14 protein-coding genes and 2 pseudogenes are annotated in these 16244 nt (G+C 58.1%); 2 read left to right on the forward strand and 14 right to left on the reverse strand.

The window, feature by feature from the left end; all coding sequences use genetic code 11:
- Window positions 1–219: 219 nt before the first annotated feature.
- Both QUY26_RS40540 and QUY26_RS40545 read left to right on the forward strand, forming a co-directional pair.
- Window positions 220–2450: pseudogene (locus tag QUY26_RS40540) on the forward strand (ribonucleoside-diphosphate reductase subunit alpha).
- A gap of 95 nt (window positions 2451–2545) precedes the next feature.
- Window positions 2546–3581, forward strand: a pseudogene (locus tag QUY26_RS40545) (ribonucleotide-diphosphate reductase subunit beta).
- 733 nt (window positions 3582–4314) lie between these two features.
- Here the strand turns inward: QUY26_RS40545 and QUY26_RS40550 are convergent.
- The 14 genes from QUY26_RS40550 to QUY26_RS40615 form a co-directional block, all read right to left on the reverse strand.
- Window positions 4315–4533, reverse strand: coding sequence for a hypothetical protein (locus QUY26_RS40550; RefSeq protein WP_289957215.1), 219 nt, complete (start codon window positions 4531–4533; stop codon window positions 4315–4317).
- Window positions 4534–4706: 173 nt separating this feature from the next.
- Window positions 4707–4970 carry a hypothetical protein gene (locus tag QUY26_RS40555; protein WP_289957218.1) on the reverse strand — a complete coding sequence of 88 codons (264 nt, stop codon included), beginning with the start codon at window positions 4968–4970 and terminating at the stop codon, window positions 4707–4709.
- Window positions 4967–5242, reverse strand: a complete 276-nt coding sequence (locus tag QUY26_RS40560) for a hypothetical protein (RefSeq protein ID WP_289957220.1) — start codon at window positions 5240–5242, stop codon at window positions 4967–4969. Before QUY26_RS40560 ends, QUY26_RS40555 begins: the two co-directional genes overlap by 4 nt.
- A 107-nt stretch (window positions 5243–5349) precedes the next feature.
- The gene (locus QUY26_RS40565) at window positions 5350–5493 is read right to left on the reverse strand and encodes a hypothetical protein (RefSeq protein WP_289957223.1); all 144 of its coding nucleotides are present in this window, start codon (window positions 5491–5493) and stop codon (window positions 5350–5352) included.
- 198 nt (window positions 5494–5691) lie between these two features.
- Window positions 5692–7911 (reverse strand): hypothetical protein, encoded by a 2220-nt coding sequence (locus tag QUY26_RS40570; RefSeq protein WP_289957225.1) that lies wholly within the window; start codon window positions 7909–7911, stop codon window positions 5692–5694.
- A complete protein-coding gene (locus QUY26_RS40575; protein ID WP_289956894.1) occupies window positions 7908–9008 on the reverse strand; it encodes a hypothetical protein in 1101 nt (366 codons plus the stop codon). The genes QUY26_RS40570 and QUY26_RS40575 overlap by 4 nt, the downstream gene beginning before the upstream one ends.
- A gap of 16 nt (window positions 9009–9024) precedes the next feature.
- Window positions 9025–9600 carry a hypothetical protein gene (locus tag QUY26_RS40580; protein WP_289957229.1) on the reverse strand — a complete coding sequence of 192 codons (576 nt, stop codon included), beginning with the start codon at window positions 9598–9600 and terminating at the stop codon, window positions 9025–9027.
- Window positions 9601–10333: 733 nt separating this feature from the next.
- Window positions 10334–10615: a hypothetical protein gene (locus QUY26_RS40585; RefSeq protein ID WP_289956891.1), complete on the reverse strand. Its 282-nt coding sequence runs from the start codon at window positions 10613–10615 to the stop codon at window positions 10334–10336.
- A 1-nt stretch (window position 10616) separates the two neighbouring features.
- A complete protein-coding gene (locus QUY26_RS40590) occupies window positions 10617–11585 on the reverse strand; it encodes an NlpC/P60 family protein (RefSeq protein WP_289956889.1) in 969 nt (322 codons plus the stop codon).
- Between the two features lie 202 nt (window positions 11586–11787).
- Window positions 11788–13440 (reverse strand): FtsK/SpoIIIE domain-containing protein, encoded by a 1653-nt coding sequence (locus QUY26_RS40595; protein WP_289956887.1) that lies wholly within the window; start codon window positions 13438–13440, stop codon window positions 11788–11790.
- Between the two features lie 280 nt (window positions 13441–13720).
- A complete protein-coding gene (locus QUY26_RS40600) occupies window positions 13721–14806 on the reverse strand; it encodes a hypothetical protein (protein WP_289956886.1) in 1086 nt (361 codons plus the stop codon).
- Window positions 14807–14815: 9 nt separating this feature from the next.
- Window positions 14816–15058 (reverse strand): hypothetical protein, encoded by a 243-nt coding sequence (locus tag QUY26_RS40605; protein WP_289956884.1) that lies wholly within the window; start codon window positions 15056–15058, stop codon window positions 14816–14818.
- Window positions 15055–15300 carry a hypothetical protein gene (locus QUY26_RS40610; RefSeq protein WP_289956882.1) on the reverse strand — a complete coding sequence of 82 codons (246 nt, stop codon included), beginning with the start codon at window positions 15298–15300 and terminating at the stop codon, window positions 15055–15057. Before QUY26_RS40610 ends, QUY26_RS40605 begins: the two co-directional genes overlap by 4 nt.
- Before the next feature lie 286 nt (window positions 15301–15586).
- Window positions 15587–15991 carry a hypothetical protein gene (locus tag QUY26_RS40615; protein WP_289956856.1) on the reverse strand — a complete coding sequence of 135 codons (405 nt, stop codon included), beginning with the start codon at window positions 15989–15991 and terminating at the stop codon, window positions 15587–15589.
- Window positions 15992–16244: the final 253 nt, after the last annotated feature.

A 16244-nucleotide genomic window follows, 5' to 3' on the forward strand; every position in this document is an offset into this window, starting at 1 on the left:
TCTTATTGCAGAAGTAACTTTAAAATGTCAATAATCATTATTAGTCGAATAAAACTAAAAAAAGAAAATATGACTTATATAATAAGAGTTATTCATAGAATAAGCTAACTTTTTCAAGAAATCTGAGTTTTACAAAACAACTTTAAATTATTATAATAAATTGTCAAGATATTGTGCGAAATTTAAAAATAATTACTATATATTGTGGAGGGCTAGTTGATGACACTATTAGAGAGATATTGTGCATGGTCTATAGAAGAACTGAATGATGAAACAGGATTATATACTGAAGAAAAGTTAATGGTTGCTTTAGATAATATAGTTACATCAAAAATGGGAGAAAAAGAGATAATAAAATCTTTCATACAAGTTTCGTTAGAGTTAACTTCTCAAGTAGAACCAAGATGGCAGGAAATTGCGGCGAAGTTATATGTTAAAAATTTATATGAAGAAGTAAGAGTAAATAGAGGACTAGAAGAAGGGGCAAATCCATATGATAATTTCTATGGTTTTATAAAGGAACTTACTGATAAAGGATTATACGGAAAATATATTTTAGATAATTACTCTAAGGAAGATATAGAAGAATTAGAAAAAGAAATAAAAAGAGAGAGAGACTTTTTATTTACATACAGTGGAATAAATTTATTAGCAAAAAGATATTTAGTTCAAGATTTTAATAGATTACCATTAGAACTTCCTCAACAAATGTTTATGGGAATTGCTATGCACCTTGCTATCCCTGAGAAGAAGGAAAAAAGACTTTATTGGGCAAAAAGATTTTATGATGTTTTAAGTTCTATAAAGGCTACAATGGCTACTCCAACTATGTCTAATGCTAGAAAGCCATTCTACCAATTAAGTTCATGTTTTATAGATACTGTAGATGATAGCTTAGCTGGTATATATAAATCATTAGATAATTTCTCAAAGGTTTCTAAGTTTGGTGGCGGAATGGGAATTTATATGGGTAAGGTAAGAGCCTTAGGCTCAGCCATAAGAGGTTTTAAAGGTGCATCAGGTGGAATTATACCTTGGATAAAATTATTCAATGATACAGCCATAGCTGTTGACCAATTAGGAGTTAGAAACGGATCAGTTGCTATTTGGTTAGATGCATGGCATAAAGATTTACCAGAGTTTCTTCAAATAAGAACAAACAACGGAGATGATAGAAAGAAAGCTCATGATATATTCCCAGGACTTTGTTATCCAGATTTATTCTGGAAGTTAGCAGAAAATGATATAGATGCTAACTGGTATATGATGTGTCCTCATGAAATAAAAACTGTTAAAGGATATTCTTTAGAAGATTTCTATGGGGAAGAATGGGAAAAGAAATATTATGAGTGTGTAGAAGATGATAGAATAGAAAAGAGAGTTATGAGTGTTAAGGATATTGTAAGACTTATCATAAAAAGTGCTGCAGAAACAGGAACACCATTTGCTTTCTATAGAGATACAGTAAATAAATTTAATCCTAATAAACACAAAGGAATGATATATTCATCAAATCTTTGTACTGAAATAATGCAAAACATGAGTGCTATGGAGATAGAACAAACAGAAATTAAGGACGAAAATGGTGATGTAGTAGTTATTGAAAAAACTAAGCCAGGAGACTTTGTTGTTTGTAACCTTTCTTCAGTGGTATTAGGAAATGTTGATGTTACATCAGATGAAGAAGTGGAATACGTTGTTGAAACTCAAATAAGAGCAATGGATAACGTAATAGACTTAAATTATTATTCAGTTCCATTTGCTGAAATAACAAACAAGAAATATAGAGCTGTTGGATTAGGAACATCAGGATACCATCATATGCTTGTAAATAATAAGATTGTATGGGATTCAGAGGAACACTTAAACTTTGTAGATAAAGTTTATGAGAGAATAAACTTCTATGCTATAAAAGCTAGTTTAAACATAGCAAAGGAAAAGGGAAGCTATCCATTATTTGAAGGATCCGACTGGAGTAATGGTGATTATTTTGAACTAAGAGAATATAATTCACCACAGTGGAAAGAACTAAAAGAAGAGATTGCTAAATATGGTATGAGAAATGGATACCTATTTGCGGTAGCTCCAAATGGTTCAACTGCCACTTTAGCTGGAACTTCAGAGGGGGTAGATCCTGTTATGAATAGATTCTGGTTAGAAGAGAAAAAGGAAGCATAACTCCAAAGGTAGCACCTGGATTATGTCAAGAAAATTTCTGGTACTATGTTTCAGCTTACAATGTAAATCAAGAATTTACAGTTAGAGCAAACGGAGTAAGACAAAGACATATAGACCAAGGACAATCATTTAACCTTTATATAACTACAGATTATACTATGAGACAAATAATGAATCTTTATATTTCAGCTTGTAAAAATGGAGTTAAAAGTATTTATTATGTAAGAAGTAAATCTCTAAGTGTTGACGAATGTGAGAGTTGTTCAGCTTAGAATATAAATTAAGAATTTTAAAGATACTCATCTAGGCTTAGGTGAGTATCTATTAATTATAGATAGATAAATAAAGAGATGAAAGGTGACGTAAAATGGAAATAAATAAAAGACCGCTTTTTAATGAGTTTGGAGATATTGAAACTAATAAAAAGAAAATGATAAACGGTAATACAACTAATTTAAATGACTTTAATAATATGAAATATACTTGGGTTTCAGAATGGTACAGACAAGCAATGAATAATTTCTGGATACCAGAGGAAATAAACTTAGCTCAAGACTTAAAAGATTATAAAAAGTTAACTAAGGAAGAAAAAGCGGCATATGATAAGATTCTTATCTTTCTTAATATTTTTAGATTCAATACAAACAGCTAACTTAGGAAATATAAATAGTTATATTACTGCTTCAGAAGTTAACTTATGTTTAACTATACAAGCTTTTCAAGAAGCGGTTCACTCACAAAGCTATAGTTATATGCTAGACAGTATTTGTTCACCAGAGGAGAGAAACGAAATATTATTCCAATGGAAAGACGATGCTATATTACTTCAAAGAAATAAATTTATAGGAGACCTATATAATAACTTCTTAGAAGACTCAAGCATGGAAAACTTTATAAAATCAGTAATGGCTAACTATATTTTAGAGGGTGTTTATTTCTACTCAGGATTTATGTTTTTCTATAATTTAGAGAGAAATGGAAAAATGCCTGGTTCAGCTCAAGAGATTAGATATATAAACAGAGATGAAAATACTCATTTATGGTTATTTAGAAGTATAATAAAGGAATTAAAAGAAGAAATACCAGAAGTATTCACTAAAGAGTTAAAAGAAGAACTAAGAGAAATGATGAGAACTGGTGTTGAACATGAAATTGCATGGGGGCACTATGTTATAGGTGATAATGTTACTGGAATAAATAAAAATCTTATAGAAAGATATATAAAATACATAGGAAACTTAAGAGCTAAAGCTATAGGTTTAGAACCTTTATTTGAAGACTACAATGAGAATCCAGCACCATGGGTAGATTATTATGCTGATGCAAACCAAGTAAAAACAGACTTCTTTGAGGCAAAATCAACAGCATATGCTAAAGCTGGAGCTTTAATAGACGATCTATAAAAATAGAATTTAATATTTGACTGCATAAATTATAAAAGAGAGCTATATCAATACTATTTATGAGAGAATTTATAAATATAAAATTTATGAATTCTTATAAGTTAAGAGTTTGATATAGCCTTTTTTTATGTCTATACTAAAATTCATATATAAATAAGAGTGATTTAAGTGGAATAGATTGATAGCTAATTGAATCTAGTTACTAAAATTAGAGTTTATTATAAATGAATTTATTTTATAGAATAAATAAGTTTAAATTTATAAGCATAAGTTAGTATTTTAAAGATTTAATAAGATAATTTTAATTAAACGAATCATACAATAATGATAATCATTTTCAATGAGTGAGGTTTTATGTGCTTCGGAAAGACCAGAAACCCCCACGGGTGCCCGGACATGAAATGCAGAAACCGCATCACCAAACCAGCTGCGGCCCAACTCCCCGAATAGCAGACCCATTTGGACCGACGCCCCACCACCGCCCCGCCGGCTCGACGAGCAGCACGTCGGCCGCCCGCGGCCGGCGAGGGCGGCGGCGAGCACGACGGCCACATGGCCGCCGCACGCCAGGCTCCGACGCCGACGAGGAAGCGCAGCAGGGCACGGGCGGCGCAACGCCCACGGCGGCCGCGGCCGCCGACGAGCATCAAGGCTCTTCTACTGGGTGCTGGACATGAAGCAACAGGCCCCGCCTGAGACAGACGGGGCCTGTTGTACGCAGCGAGGCGCGGGGTCAGTCGCGCCAATCGGGGTCGTTCTCCTGGCTCGGCAGGTCCCCGTGCCCCTCTGCCCAGTGGTTCACCCAGCCGCACACGCCGCATGCGTAGCGGCCGTTCAATCCGTCCACTTGCGTCCCGCACCGTCGACAGAACGTTGTGGTGATCTCTGTCTCCGGAGACGTGGTGACCACCGCCGTGTCCACCTCAGCTTCGTGCGGGCGCTGCTTCTTCATGCTGCGGAGCGTACCCAGAGATCGGACCGCACAGTTGGCAGTACCAAGACCCATCAGGTGCCTGCTGTGCCTGGCCTCCGCACTTTGGACAGTTCATGACATCTACTCCCTCGCTTCGCCGACCACGGGCAGGTCGTGCAGTGCCGGCCGCCGTCGGGCAGGGGCGCTTCGCGTCAGGGCAGTACGCGGGTGATGGTGATCGTGGGTGGGTCGATGCCGGGTGCGTCGCTGACGACGTAGCGCACGGCGACGGTGCCGACGAGAGCGACTCGGTCCCAGTGCCCGCCGCCTCCGGGCCGCTCGATGGACAGGCCACCGTAGGGGTCGGTGAGGGTCTGGGTGATCGCGTCGCGCAGCTCCCTGCGCTCGCCGGGCGCAGCGAGGGCCACGATGTCGGCCACTGCTTCGGGGGCGTAGACGATGCGGTATCCGCTCACAGGGCGCCCTCGGCCTCCCACTCCTCCCAGGTCCTGGCCTGGCTCGTGCCGTCGATGACGGCCTGGGTGGCCGCGTCCCCGGCGGGGTCGGCCAGGTCGCGGACGACGGCGGACCACAGGAGCAGCACGCCCGGCCGCTCCGCCAGCGTCGCCCTGTCCAACGCCTCGTCGAATCGAGGCCGGGCGTCCTCAGGCAGGGCGCGGCGGATCTGCGGCGCGCTCGTGGGCCGCCACGGACCAGATGGTCCTGGCTCTGCAGGCTGTGCGCTCATCAGAACCCCCTCCACAGGCTCAGGACGTGCCACCACCAACGTACCGGGGTTGGGGGCACCGGTGCCCCCAACCTCCGTCACCGAGCTAGGACGTATCTCTCCGGCTTTCAGCGGCCCGTGTCGTCGTCGTTGGCAGACGCCTTCAGGTGGTTGTCCATTATGGCGGCCTCGACGTCGACGGGTTCGCCTGCGGCGATGCGGGCGTACAGCTCCTCGTCAAGCTCAAAATTCCGGCGCTCGAATTCATTCATCAGAGTTTCCTCACTTCGGATAGGTGGTCAGGGTGCGAGGTTGAGCAAGGCGGCCGGTCGGCCTGCCCGGTCCTCGATACTCCGGAGCTTCCGGAGTATCGAGAGCCAGGCGGAGCGACCGGAGAGCACACAAAACGTTGATGGCCCGTGCCCTTTATGGAGAGCACAGGCCATCAACGGGAGGGACGAGGAACCTCTTCAGAGGTCGGATGGCAATCTCTTCCCGGATTTAGCGTCGTAGGCACTTCCGGTGGGGGAAAGGCGAATTTCCTGTGAAGTTGCCCGGTGACCTTTTTTCCAGGTCTTTCCGCCAACTGCTATCCGGACTGTCACGTCGGCGAGAGGATCCTTGACGGGCACCCTGATTTCGGGGTCCTTAGGGACTCGCCCGTCTTCCCGAGTGTTGTAGGCGCTTTTTCCGCTGGCGTCGATGCGCAGATACTTGGCGTCATCGTCGAAGTACGAACTCAGTTGCAGGATCACGTGATCCTTGTCCCTGGTCCAACGAGCGGTCAGATCGGCTTCAACGCCATCGATGTCGAGTGCTGCCCCGGACCTGCCTTTGTACGCGGCGGTTTTCTCCTGGCGTTCCGTTTGCTCCTGGTCGCGTTTGTCGTCGTCGCCGCTCTTCCATACGCCTGCGGCGGCGATGGTCAGGGCTGCGATTGCGGCGACGTAGGGCCAGGTGCGGCGGCGCGACCGCACGTGCTGTTCGTCGCCGTCCGGGTTCGGTGCGGGTGTGGGTGGTTGGGGCCCGCGGTGCCAGTCCGGTGACGTGTCGACGTCGGTCTCGTCGGGCATGCTGTCCCACCATTCGACCTGTTTGCCCATGCGGGTGACGGTAGCGCGTAGCTGTGCCGCGGTGTCGGGGCTTCCGCAGAGGTCGGCGACCCTGGCGCGGGTGGAGAGCCAGGAGACGGCCTCGTCGGAGTTGATGCCGTAGGTGCGGATGTCTTCCCGCTCGCCGATGACGGCCAGGTCGGCGGCCTCGTTGCACCGGCCCTGTGCGGCGGCCTGGACGGCGTCGTAGTGCCGGCGGTCGACGACGGTGGAGGGCATCGCCCAGTCCCAGTCGCCGCCGTGCACACGGGTGTCCTGCTCGATGGGCTCCTGCGCCAGGTCCTCGCCCTGGTCCTCGCCGCCGTCCACTTCTGCCTTGGTCTCCTCCTCCTTCACGAGGGTCAGGGCTGTGTCGTCGGTGTTCTGTTCGGTCAGGGCCTGCTGTGCCTGGCGTCGCCGTGACGAGGTGTCAGTGAGGCGCGCTTCTTCGTCGTCGAGGACGGTTTGGACGATGTCGACGTAGTCGGGTCCGACTTTCCATACGGCCTGTCCCGGATCGAGCGTCGGGATTTTCTCGATGGCCCATTGCGGGAGGTTGAGCAGAGCGCCGACTTTTGCGGCTTCTTTGGGGCCGAGCCGTCCGACGTGGACGATTTCGCAGAGCCTGGCAAGGTCTTTGGCGCGGCCCTCGCCGAGATCGGACAGGGTGTGCATGACGACGTCCAGCGACAGCGCGGACCTGCGGCTGTTTTTCAACAGCCTCTGGATCAGTTCGGCTGTGGCCGGGCTGCGGAGGATTTGCCAGGCCTCTTCGAGGACCAGGTGTCGGTGGCCCGCGGTCGACTGCTTGAGCCAGATGTTTTCGACCCAGCACGAGATTGCGGCCATCAGGGCCGGAATTGCCGGGCTGTTCTTGTCCAGCTTGGTGAAATCGAAGCTGATCATCGGCAGATCGGTTTCGGGCAGGCCCGCGTTCGGGCCGTCGAAAATTCCGCGCAGACTGCCGTGCACGTAGCGGGAGAGGGCGAGCGTGACGCGCTGTCCCCATTTGGCCAGCTCCGATGCTGAGTACAGCCCGGCCTCGGGGTGCCTGAGCGCGTCGATCAGGCCGCTCAACTCAGAGGCCTTGGGGCTGTTGAGTGCGTGCTGAAGTGCGTGGGCGGCCTCAGAATCGAGGGCCTTGGCATCGACTGCGACGATCAGCGAGCGGATCAGTTCCTCGCGGACCTCTGGGGTAAACAGGGTGCTGCACGGGTTGAGTGCGAATTCACCCGCCTCAATCACTCTGCCGTCGACCGAGCGCGTCAGGCGCGCCCACTCTCCCTCTTCGGCCTGGTTCTGCTGTTGTTCTCCGTGGCTGTCGAGAACGACGTACTGATGACCGTGTTCGAGGATCTCGCGACGCGCACGGATCTCGCGGCGCGCGCGGATCTTCGCTGTGGTGGACTTTCCCGAGCCGAGCCCGCCCATGGCGAGCGAGTTCGTGGACGGCAGGATCTCGGAGTCGACCAGGACCGGTGAGAGGTGGAACGGCCGGCCGTCAGAGGTGGAACGGCCGATCGCGATGCCGGGGAACTCAGTGTTCGAGGCGACGAGCGGGGTGGTGATCGCGGCGTGGTTGGAGGGCAGGCGGATCACAGGATCGCTCCCTTTCGGGTGGGTGCGCCGTGCGCGGTGGTCATCACGTGGGCGCGGTGCTGCTGGCCGATGAGCCAGTCGAGGCGCAGGCGCCGTTCGTCGGCGTCGAGTTGGGCCTTCCAGCGGGCCTGGGTCACGTCCTCGGGGCTCTCCCCCCACACGGTCAGGTAGGCGTCGATGTCAACGAGGGTGGCGCCGTGGACGAGCGCGTCGTGCATGGTGCCGCTGGACATCGCGTTCTCGTCCTTCTTGACCTTGTCGGTGGTGAAGGCTTCGCCCGCCGCGGTCGTCCACCGCGCGGAGCGGCGGGCCTGCGCCACGGGCAGGGGCCGGTAGAGCACCGACAGCGAGCGGTTTTTGATCTGGCGGTCCTTGAGCGGGCGGTCCTGGTCCAACAGCAGATTGGCCATCAGGTCGTCGTCCGTCGTGGCCGGCCAGCCCGTGATCCGGGCCGTGGCCGCGTACCGGCCGTCCTCAAGGGCGACCCAGTCGCCCGCGCGGTCGCTGACGGCCGGTACCGGCTCGGGTGTGTGCGGGCGCAGCGCGCCGAGGGCGGCCAACTCCCGCTCGATGGTGTTCAGGACACGCTCCGGGCGGCTGATCAGGTTCCTGGGGATGTGGACGGAGATCGTCTGGTCGTGGGTGGTGGCGTCGGCGTCGGCCTGCGCGTGGTGGGTGACGTGGAGCTGGATGCCTGCGCTGCGGGTCTGGTTGCCGATGTAGGTGAGCGCGCGGGAGAACGCGGCGTGGAAACCGGCCCGGTCGTAGGGGTCCTGCATGGTGCCGTGGTACGGGTACAGGGTCCACGTGCGGGTCTCGCCTGCGGAGGTGCCCAGACGGGGCGTGGCGCGCCGCTCGTGCCAGTGCCGGACACCGACCGCCGCCCATCGGGCGATCGAGCGGTGCCCGGCCGTGACATTGAGCAGTGCAGCGTTCAGGGCGACCACGCCGAACGCCCAGATCGGGGGCGTTTCGACCATCGCCGATGCCATAACGGCGCCCCCTGCCCCGGCGTTGACCTTCGTCAGCAGGGTCTCCAGAGGGCTCAGCCCGCGCTGGATGGCAGGGACGCGATAGCCGGGGGTCAGGGAGTGCAACGTCTTCCTCCTTCTTCTATGGGGTGCCCGACCCGCCCGAAGGCGAGCCGGAGCCGGATGCCGGTGGCGTGGGCGTCGGTCGGGGCGGAGCAGCCGGGCTTGCCCCGGAGCTGCCGGACGCGGCCCTGGTCCGGGACGGCGCGTGCTCCGCGCGGGCCTCCCTGCGCTCGCGCATGACGCGCTCCTGGCGCTGCGCGTCGAACCGAACCTGGGCGACGACCGAATCGGTCGTCATCCGACCCGGGCGTTTGCGGGTCTTGAGCCCGTACGCGCTCGCCAGGGCGTCGCCGTCCTGCGCCATGGCACGCCCCGGCGTCATGACGGTGCGCGGGCCGCGCGGGGTGTTCTCCTGCTCGTAGAAGTCCGGCACACCCGCACGCATCGCACGCTGCGCGAGCGGGCTGGAGACGCGGCCCTCGACCATCGAGCGGGCCGCACGCGCCATGCGGGGCCCGACGTACGGCACCCCGTGGAAAATCATCCTGAGCATCAGGACATCCGCGGCGACCAGCAACACCGCATCCACCACGAGCGAGCCCTTGGTGAACTCGACGAACGGTGAGAGCAGGAGCAGGGCGAACGGGGCGAACATCAACCCGAGGAGCCGCGTCGCCCAGGTCCTTGACCGCACCCATGTCGCCGCCACGGGCCAGGGAGGCCAGCACCAGGGGCGCCATGCACACGAACACCAGGATCCCGAGGTTCCGGGTGAGGAACACCAGCGCCGCGAACGCGAGCGCGACGACCAGGGCCGCAGTGATGATCAGGATCCCCAGCGGGTTGCCCGCGTCCGCCCCTTTGTCCAAGTCCTCCTTGATGGCGCCGAACAGGGTCGACTCGTTGCTGTCAAACGCCTTCGTGAACGCCTCCGACAGGGCCGTGTTAAGCAGTGCCACCGCCCCCGGGACGGACGCCATACCGGCGACAGCCGCGAGCGTCCATCCCGTCGACGCGCCCATCTGCCTGAGGCGGGGCGCGCCCTGCCATGCGGTCAGACCGCACACGACGACCACGCAGAAGAAGATCGACACGGCCAAGTGCTGCCCGAGCCACAGAAACGACTGGTAGACCGCATTGTCGGGCTCCTGCGGCGCCCAGGCGTCCTTCGGCGCGATGAGCCCCTTGATCGTCTTGATCAGGGTGTTGGCGAGGTCTGTGACGTGATCTGAGGCGCCGTCAGTGAGCCCACCGCCGCCGCCCCCGCCTCCTCCGCCTCCTCCGCCTCCTCCGCCGTCCTTCTCCCGTTCGCCCTCGCGGCAGAATTCGACCGCAGGGCCACGCAGCAGGCCGCAGGGGTCCTTGTCTGCCATAAATGTCATGGCAGATCAGCTCTGCTTGCCGTTGGTGATGGTCGAGAAAAGGGCGTCACCGTAGAGCGCGAGGACCAGGGCGACGAACAGCGTGCCGACGGCCATGCTGCCCTTCCGCAGGGCGCGCTTGGGGTCGTTGGGAAGCGAGAAGAGCATAATCACGGCGATCACGGCGATCACGGCAGCGCTTCCCTTGGTGACGAGGCCGCCACCGGTGAGACCGATGGTGTCGAAGAAGTCGGAAAATCCGGTGGACAGGTCCTGCGGCTTGGCCAGGATGGTGGTGAACTTCGCCATTTCAGATCTCCTTGTTCGCGTTGGGTACGGGACGTGCGACACCGAATTTGTCCGGCATCGAGTCGATGGCCGAGTAGCGGACCTTCGTGCCCGGCCGGGGCGCATCGATCATGTGCCCACCGCCGACATAGATGCCGACGTGGTGGAGGCTCTCGGCGGATTTTCCGTAGAAAATGAGATCGCCGACACGCATCTGTCCAGCCTTTACCGGCTCGGATGCGGCGTATTGCTGTGATGCCGTGCGGGGCAGGGTGATACCGGCCTGCGCGTAGGCGTAGAGCGTGAGACCGGAGCAGTCGAAACCCTTTATTCCCTTTCCGGAGCGGCCGCGGGGGGAGCAGCACGTTCCCGTGCTCGGTCCGTTCGCGTCTCCGCCGCCCCATGAATACGGTTTGCCGACCATGTCATTCGCCGCATTCACGGCGGTGACAGCCTGCGTGGTGGTTGCCTTTTTCCCGCCGGACGACATCTTTCCAACGAGTGAGCCGATGGATTTGACGTAGTTCTGGGTTTCCCTGTACGGGGGGACGCCCCCGTAGTGCACGACGGCCCCGCTTCCCGCGTTGTAGGCAGCGAGTATGTTGTTCTGCTTGCTGCCCGGGACGTCTTTGACTTCCTTCGCGATTTTGCAGAGATGTACGCCTGCCGAGGGAATCGCGTCCTTGGGGTCCCAGACATCACGGTCGCCGTCGCCGTCGCCGTCGACAGCATCCTTTTCCCAGGTGGACGGAATGAACTGCGCGATCCCCTGAGCCCCTGCCGGACTTTTCGCTTTGGGATTGAAACCAGATTCTTGTGTGAGGAGCCCAGCGAGCAGATTTGGGCTGATTTCAGGGCAGGTGTTTCCTGCCTCCTGCACCAGGTCTTTGTACTTGTCGGGCACGGCCACGGACAAGCCCATCGCCCCCATCGCCTTGCCCGCGGGCGTGTCACCGGCGGCCTGGATGAGCGCGGCCGCGATGACGACCACGGTTGACCCCACGCCCACGGCTGCTACGACGCCAGATCTCAACGAACTTCCCCCTCCCTGTGTTCTCAGTGTTTTCGCTGGTCAGATCCGTCAGACGGTTCCGTCGGGGATCCGTCGGGGATCTGTCAGGCCGACGGATGGATCTGTCAGGCCGACGGATCACCGACGGATGCCCTGACGGATGTTCTGACGGATGCTGAGGTCAGGCGTTGGCCTGTGCGGCGGCGACCAGCCGTGCGAGGTCGTACCCGCGCCTGGTGCCCTCTTTGTTCGGTGCAGGCTTGATCCCCAGAAGCGCGGAAACGGCCTTTCCCCGCTGCGTTGCATTCGTCTCCACGACGCCGAGGAACGGAGCGAGTTCAGCGGCAGACATGAACGCGGCACCGTTTTTCTGCATCACATCGATCGCCTTCACGAGCGGCGTATCCGGCGTCTCCTCCAGCGCCGTTTTGAGCACCTTATGGCGTCGCTCATACACATCGTCGACCACCCCGAAGATGAACTCATCATCGAAGCGGATTCCTCGAATGAGCTTCGACGAGACACCGTCGAAGTAGACACCTTGGCCTTGGATACTCGCGTCCATCAGCGCGGGGTGAATCGGGGATTCGGTCTTGAAATAGTCCGAACCGAGCGCAACCTCCGCGCTCCCCTTACCGGAGACGTAGAGGCAGATTCGCCTCTTAAATTGATCACGCACTTCGACGGGGACAGCCCTGTCGGATGGGCGCTGCGTCATCATGATGACGGTGATGCCGCATTCGAGGCCCTTGCGGACAAGCTCTGAAGAGTTCTTCACGAGCCGCGCCCGCTCCTTCTTCGACTCGGCGCTTCCATCGCTGACGTAGTAGTCCGCCACCTCGTCCGCGATGAAAAGCGTCTGCCGGTGACGAGGCTTGGGCTTGCGTTCCCGCATAGCCGCGTTGTCCATTTCGTAGCGCTCTTGCTGCTTCTTGAGGAGTTCGCAGACCATCGAGTCGAACACAGATGTCTTGCTGGACGCTTCATAGCGCACAGCCACCTTCTCGAACCGGACCAGAGCGCCCGGCTTTCCTTCGATGAGGTACACATCGAGTTCAGGACCGTACGCGATATAGGCGCAGGTGATGAGAGCGATGGTCAGGGTCGATTTACCGGTCTGCGTCATACCCGCTACGAAGAGTGCGCCCTTGGTGAAATCGTCGATGCCGACGAGTTCACCGGTCATGCTGTGCGAGAACGGAATTCCCTCGTGCGCGAGAATCATTTCCCTGGTCGGCGGGGCGAACGGCTCGGTGAACGGCGGCCTTGTCAGCACGGTCATGTCGACGTCGCGTTCGCTGAGTTCACCGCGCTCGACCTGCATCCGCAGCCGGGTTGCGCCCAGGGCACCGGCGACTTCACCGGCCTTGGTGGCCACGTGCTTGTAGGTACGGCCGAGGGGGACCTTGAACTCGTGCCGGGTGCCGAGTCCGTGGGGCAGCGGTGTCACGACGGACTCGTCCGCGCGAACGAACTGGTCCTTCGCGATGGCGCCGCTCGCTACGAGAGCCTTGGTCAGGCCTTCGTCCCGGGCAGGCCCCTCATCCTCAGCGCCTGCCTCCTGCGCCAGGACGGTCTTGGTGGCTCCCTCCTGGCCCTTGCTGGCCCATGCGCGCTGAATGCGAGTCTTGAGCCACCAGGCGCCGTACCCGAGCGCGACCAGCACTCCCGCGGTGAGCAGCACCGTGGCAGGCCACGACAGGCCCAACTTGTCCTTGATGGCGGCCAGGCCCCCGAAGCTGATGACCAGAACGCCGATCGCGCCCGCCATCTGGCCGTAGGTGTCCTCGCCGCGCTCGTACCGTTCGTCCCGTTCGTGTCTCCTCTTCCCCACTCCCCCTCCTTCTTGCCTGTGAGCGATCAAGAGTTTGCACAGAGTAACTCGCTTGATGGTTCGAATAGTTCTGGTTTTCACAGTTCAGTCCCGGGTCTGCTCTGCGGGTCTGCGGGCGCGGGGCTCGCTCGCCGTTCACTCGCCGGTTCTGCACTGCTCGACTGCAACGACTTCCGGCAGTCGCGACACAGCCCACCCAGGCGTTGCTGGGTGGGCTGCATCGGTGGTGCCGGACTAGTGCCCGTCAGCGGGCCTTCTCCGCCGTCTCCCTGGCGGCCGGTCAGACGAGGTCGGTCTCCTCTTCGGTCTCCTCTTCGGTCTCGTCCGACTCGGTCAGGACCTCTGTGCTCCACACACGGCGCACGCGGTCCTCAGCCCCGACAAAGCCGGAACGGCGAAACAGCTTGACGGCCTGGCGGTAGGAGCGGGGCGGGTCCTCGGAGTAGCGCAGGTGCCGCAGCACGACCCCGAGCTGAGCGTCCGTCAGCGGCGCGCCCGGCTCCGGGGTCGGCACGCCCCTGACCTCCGCGAGGTCGGCGAGCGTGACGGCCGTGCCGCGAGACGTGCCGGTCTGCGGTCCCATCAGAGCGCCCACCTGCGTGCCGAGGGCGTGACGGTCCGCGACGGGCAGGGCGAGCGCGGTCGGCGCCCACCCCTCCAGCTCCGGCAGCGCGATGTACGCGACCGCATCAGGAAGCCGCTTCTCCTCGATCGCCTTCGCGGTGTCCAGCGCCTGCTTGTGCAGCTGCTCCGTCCTGCGCTGTTCTGCCTTGAGCGTCGCCTTGCGGTAGTCGGTCTCCGCCTCGCCCACCTGCCGTTCGAGCGCTTCCGCGACCCGCAACAGCTCGATGCGGTGCGCGGCGTCGGCCTCCATCTGCTCCAGCCGGTCAGCGACTTCCTGACGGCGTGCCGCGATGGCCTTGAGCGTCGCAGGCGAGACCTTCCGGCCGAGCGAGGGCAGCACGAGCCACCACGCCGTCTTGGTCGCCACGATCGCAAACGGCGCGATGATGACGGCCAGGTCGAAGTCGCCGCTGGTGCGGTTCAGGACCAGATCCGCGGTGGGGATCGCCGCGATCACCGCCGTCAGCGCGAGGCCCGCCCACTGGACACGCCGAGCGCGCCGAACATTGTTGGCCGCCAGGATCTCGGTCGCCTGGAGCACCACCCACAGCGCGTCGAGCGCCCCGACGGTCGGCCAGGCCCACACCCCGAAGCGCGGGGTCAGGATCTGGTAGCTGACGGCGATGGACAGCACCGCCACGCCCACGGTGATCGTGCCGAGGACGCCGAGGACCAGCGTCCGCAGGGACCAGGCCCCGGGCTCTGGAGACCAGGAACGGGGTTCTCCCTTGCTCTTGAACATGCTTCTCCTTCAGGCCGCGAGGGCTACGGGGGAGTCGGCGCACCCCGGGCAGCAGCCCAGGGACGTCGGGATCACGTGGTTGAAGGTGACCTGGCAGTCCGGACAGGTGCGGCGCGCACGCATCATGGCGTGCACGGCGCGCCACCGTCCCGGCGTCATCGGCCGCACCGGCGCGGCCAAGCCGTCCGGCGCGAGCCGCTTCGGGTAGGTCGGGATGCCGTACTCGGTCCCGTCCGGGTCGTAGAACCTCACAGGCCGTCGCCGTCGCCGTCGACGAGGCGGGACCGGAGGTAGTCGAGCCCCGCCTCGTCGAACCGAATGAAGCTGCGACCGATGCGCCCGTTGTCGCCGTCCTGGGAGTACGCGACGAGGACCGCGCCCCTCCGGTCGGTCTGCAAGGACATCTTGTAGACGGTGCCGATGATCTGGACGTCCGGGACGTCGAACCGCGGCTCGTCCTCATCCGCCATGGGCTCGTTCGGGGTGCGTGCCATGCTGATCTCCATCAGGTCCTCCACTCAGGTCCTGGTGGACAGCCCCGGGGGCTCTCCTCCCCAAGGCTGTCGTCGTGTCGGTGGTGTCGGTGCGCACCGCGCTTTCGGGTGTGCGGGTGGGCGGGGTGGACGTCGACCACCCAGTGGCCGGCCTCCCACGCCGCGGCCGCCGCCACAGCGGCGGCCGCCAGGAGAAGCCGGGCACGGGGGTGGTCGGGTCCGAAGACGTGGGCGGCGCGGGCGGCACGGTGCTGCGCTGCCCGCGCCGCCCGTATGAGGCGCGCTCTCACCGGCAGATTGCGCGGCAGGCGTCGCAGACGCCCCCGTTCCAGCCCTGGAACCACATGCCGCACGTGCTGCACTGGCCGTCACCGGACGCGCGGACCGGCGCCGCCGGGGCGGCCGGGGCGGCGGAAAAGATCTCGTCGCAGCGGCAGCGCCAGAACTCGCACAGTGGGCAGACGTCGTCTGCTCCCTGCCGGGGCCTGCGGGGCTGCTGACTGCCCGTCATCAGCGGGCGGTGCAGGATGAGCACGGGCTGTCGCACGTGGCCTGGCACCATCTCCTGCAACGTCCGGCGCGCGCGGCGGCCCGCGGTCGCCGCGCGCCCATCGCCGTCGGCGACCATGCCGAGCAGAAGCTCGTGCAGCTCCTGGACGTCGGTCTCGTCGCGCTCTACGGCGCGTGTCATGCTGTCGATCACAGGGACTCCTAGTCAGTTCCTGTACAGGCGGCCCCGGAGCTATCACCTCCGGGGCCGCCGCCTTGTCGCTGCTCGGACGAGCAGCCGCGGCCGCCGCCAACCTGCCGTGCACCACGGAGTTGGCGGCGACTGCGGCGGCTGGTCAGCCGCAAAAGGGGGTGCCCCGGACCGGACTCGAACCGGTCGACTGCTGCCTACGGGGCCCGCGATCTTCGCCCTTGTCTCACCTGTGCGCATCGGT

The sequence above is a fragment of the Streptomyces flavofungini genome, assembly GCF_030388665.1.
GTDB classification, from domain to species: Bacteria; Actinomycetota; Actinomycetes; order Streptomycetales; family Streptomycetaceae; genus Streptomyces; species Streptomyces flavofungini_A.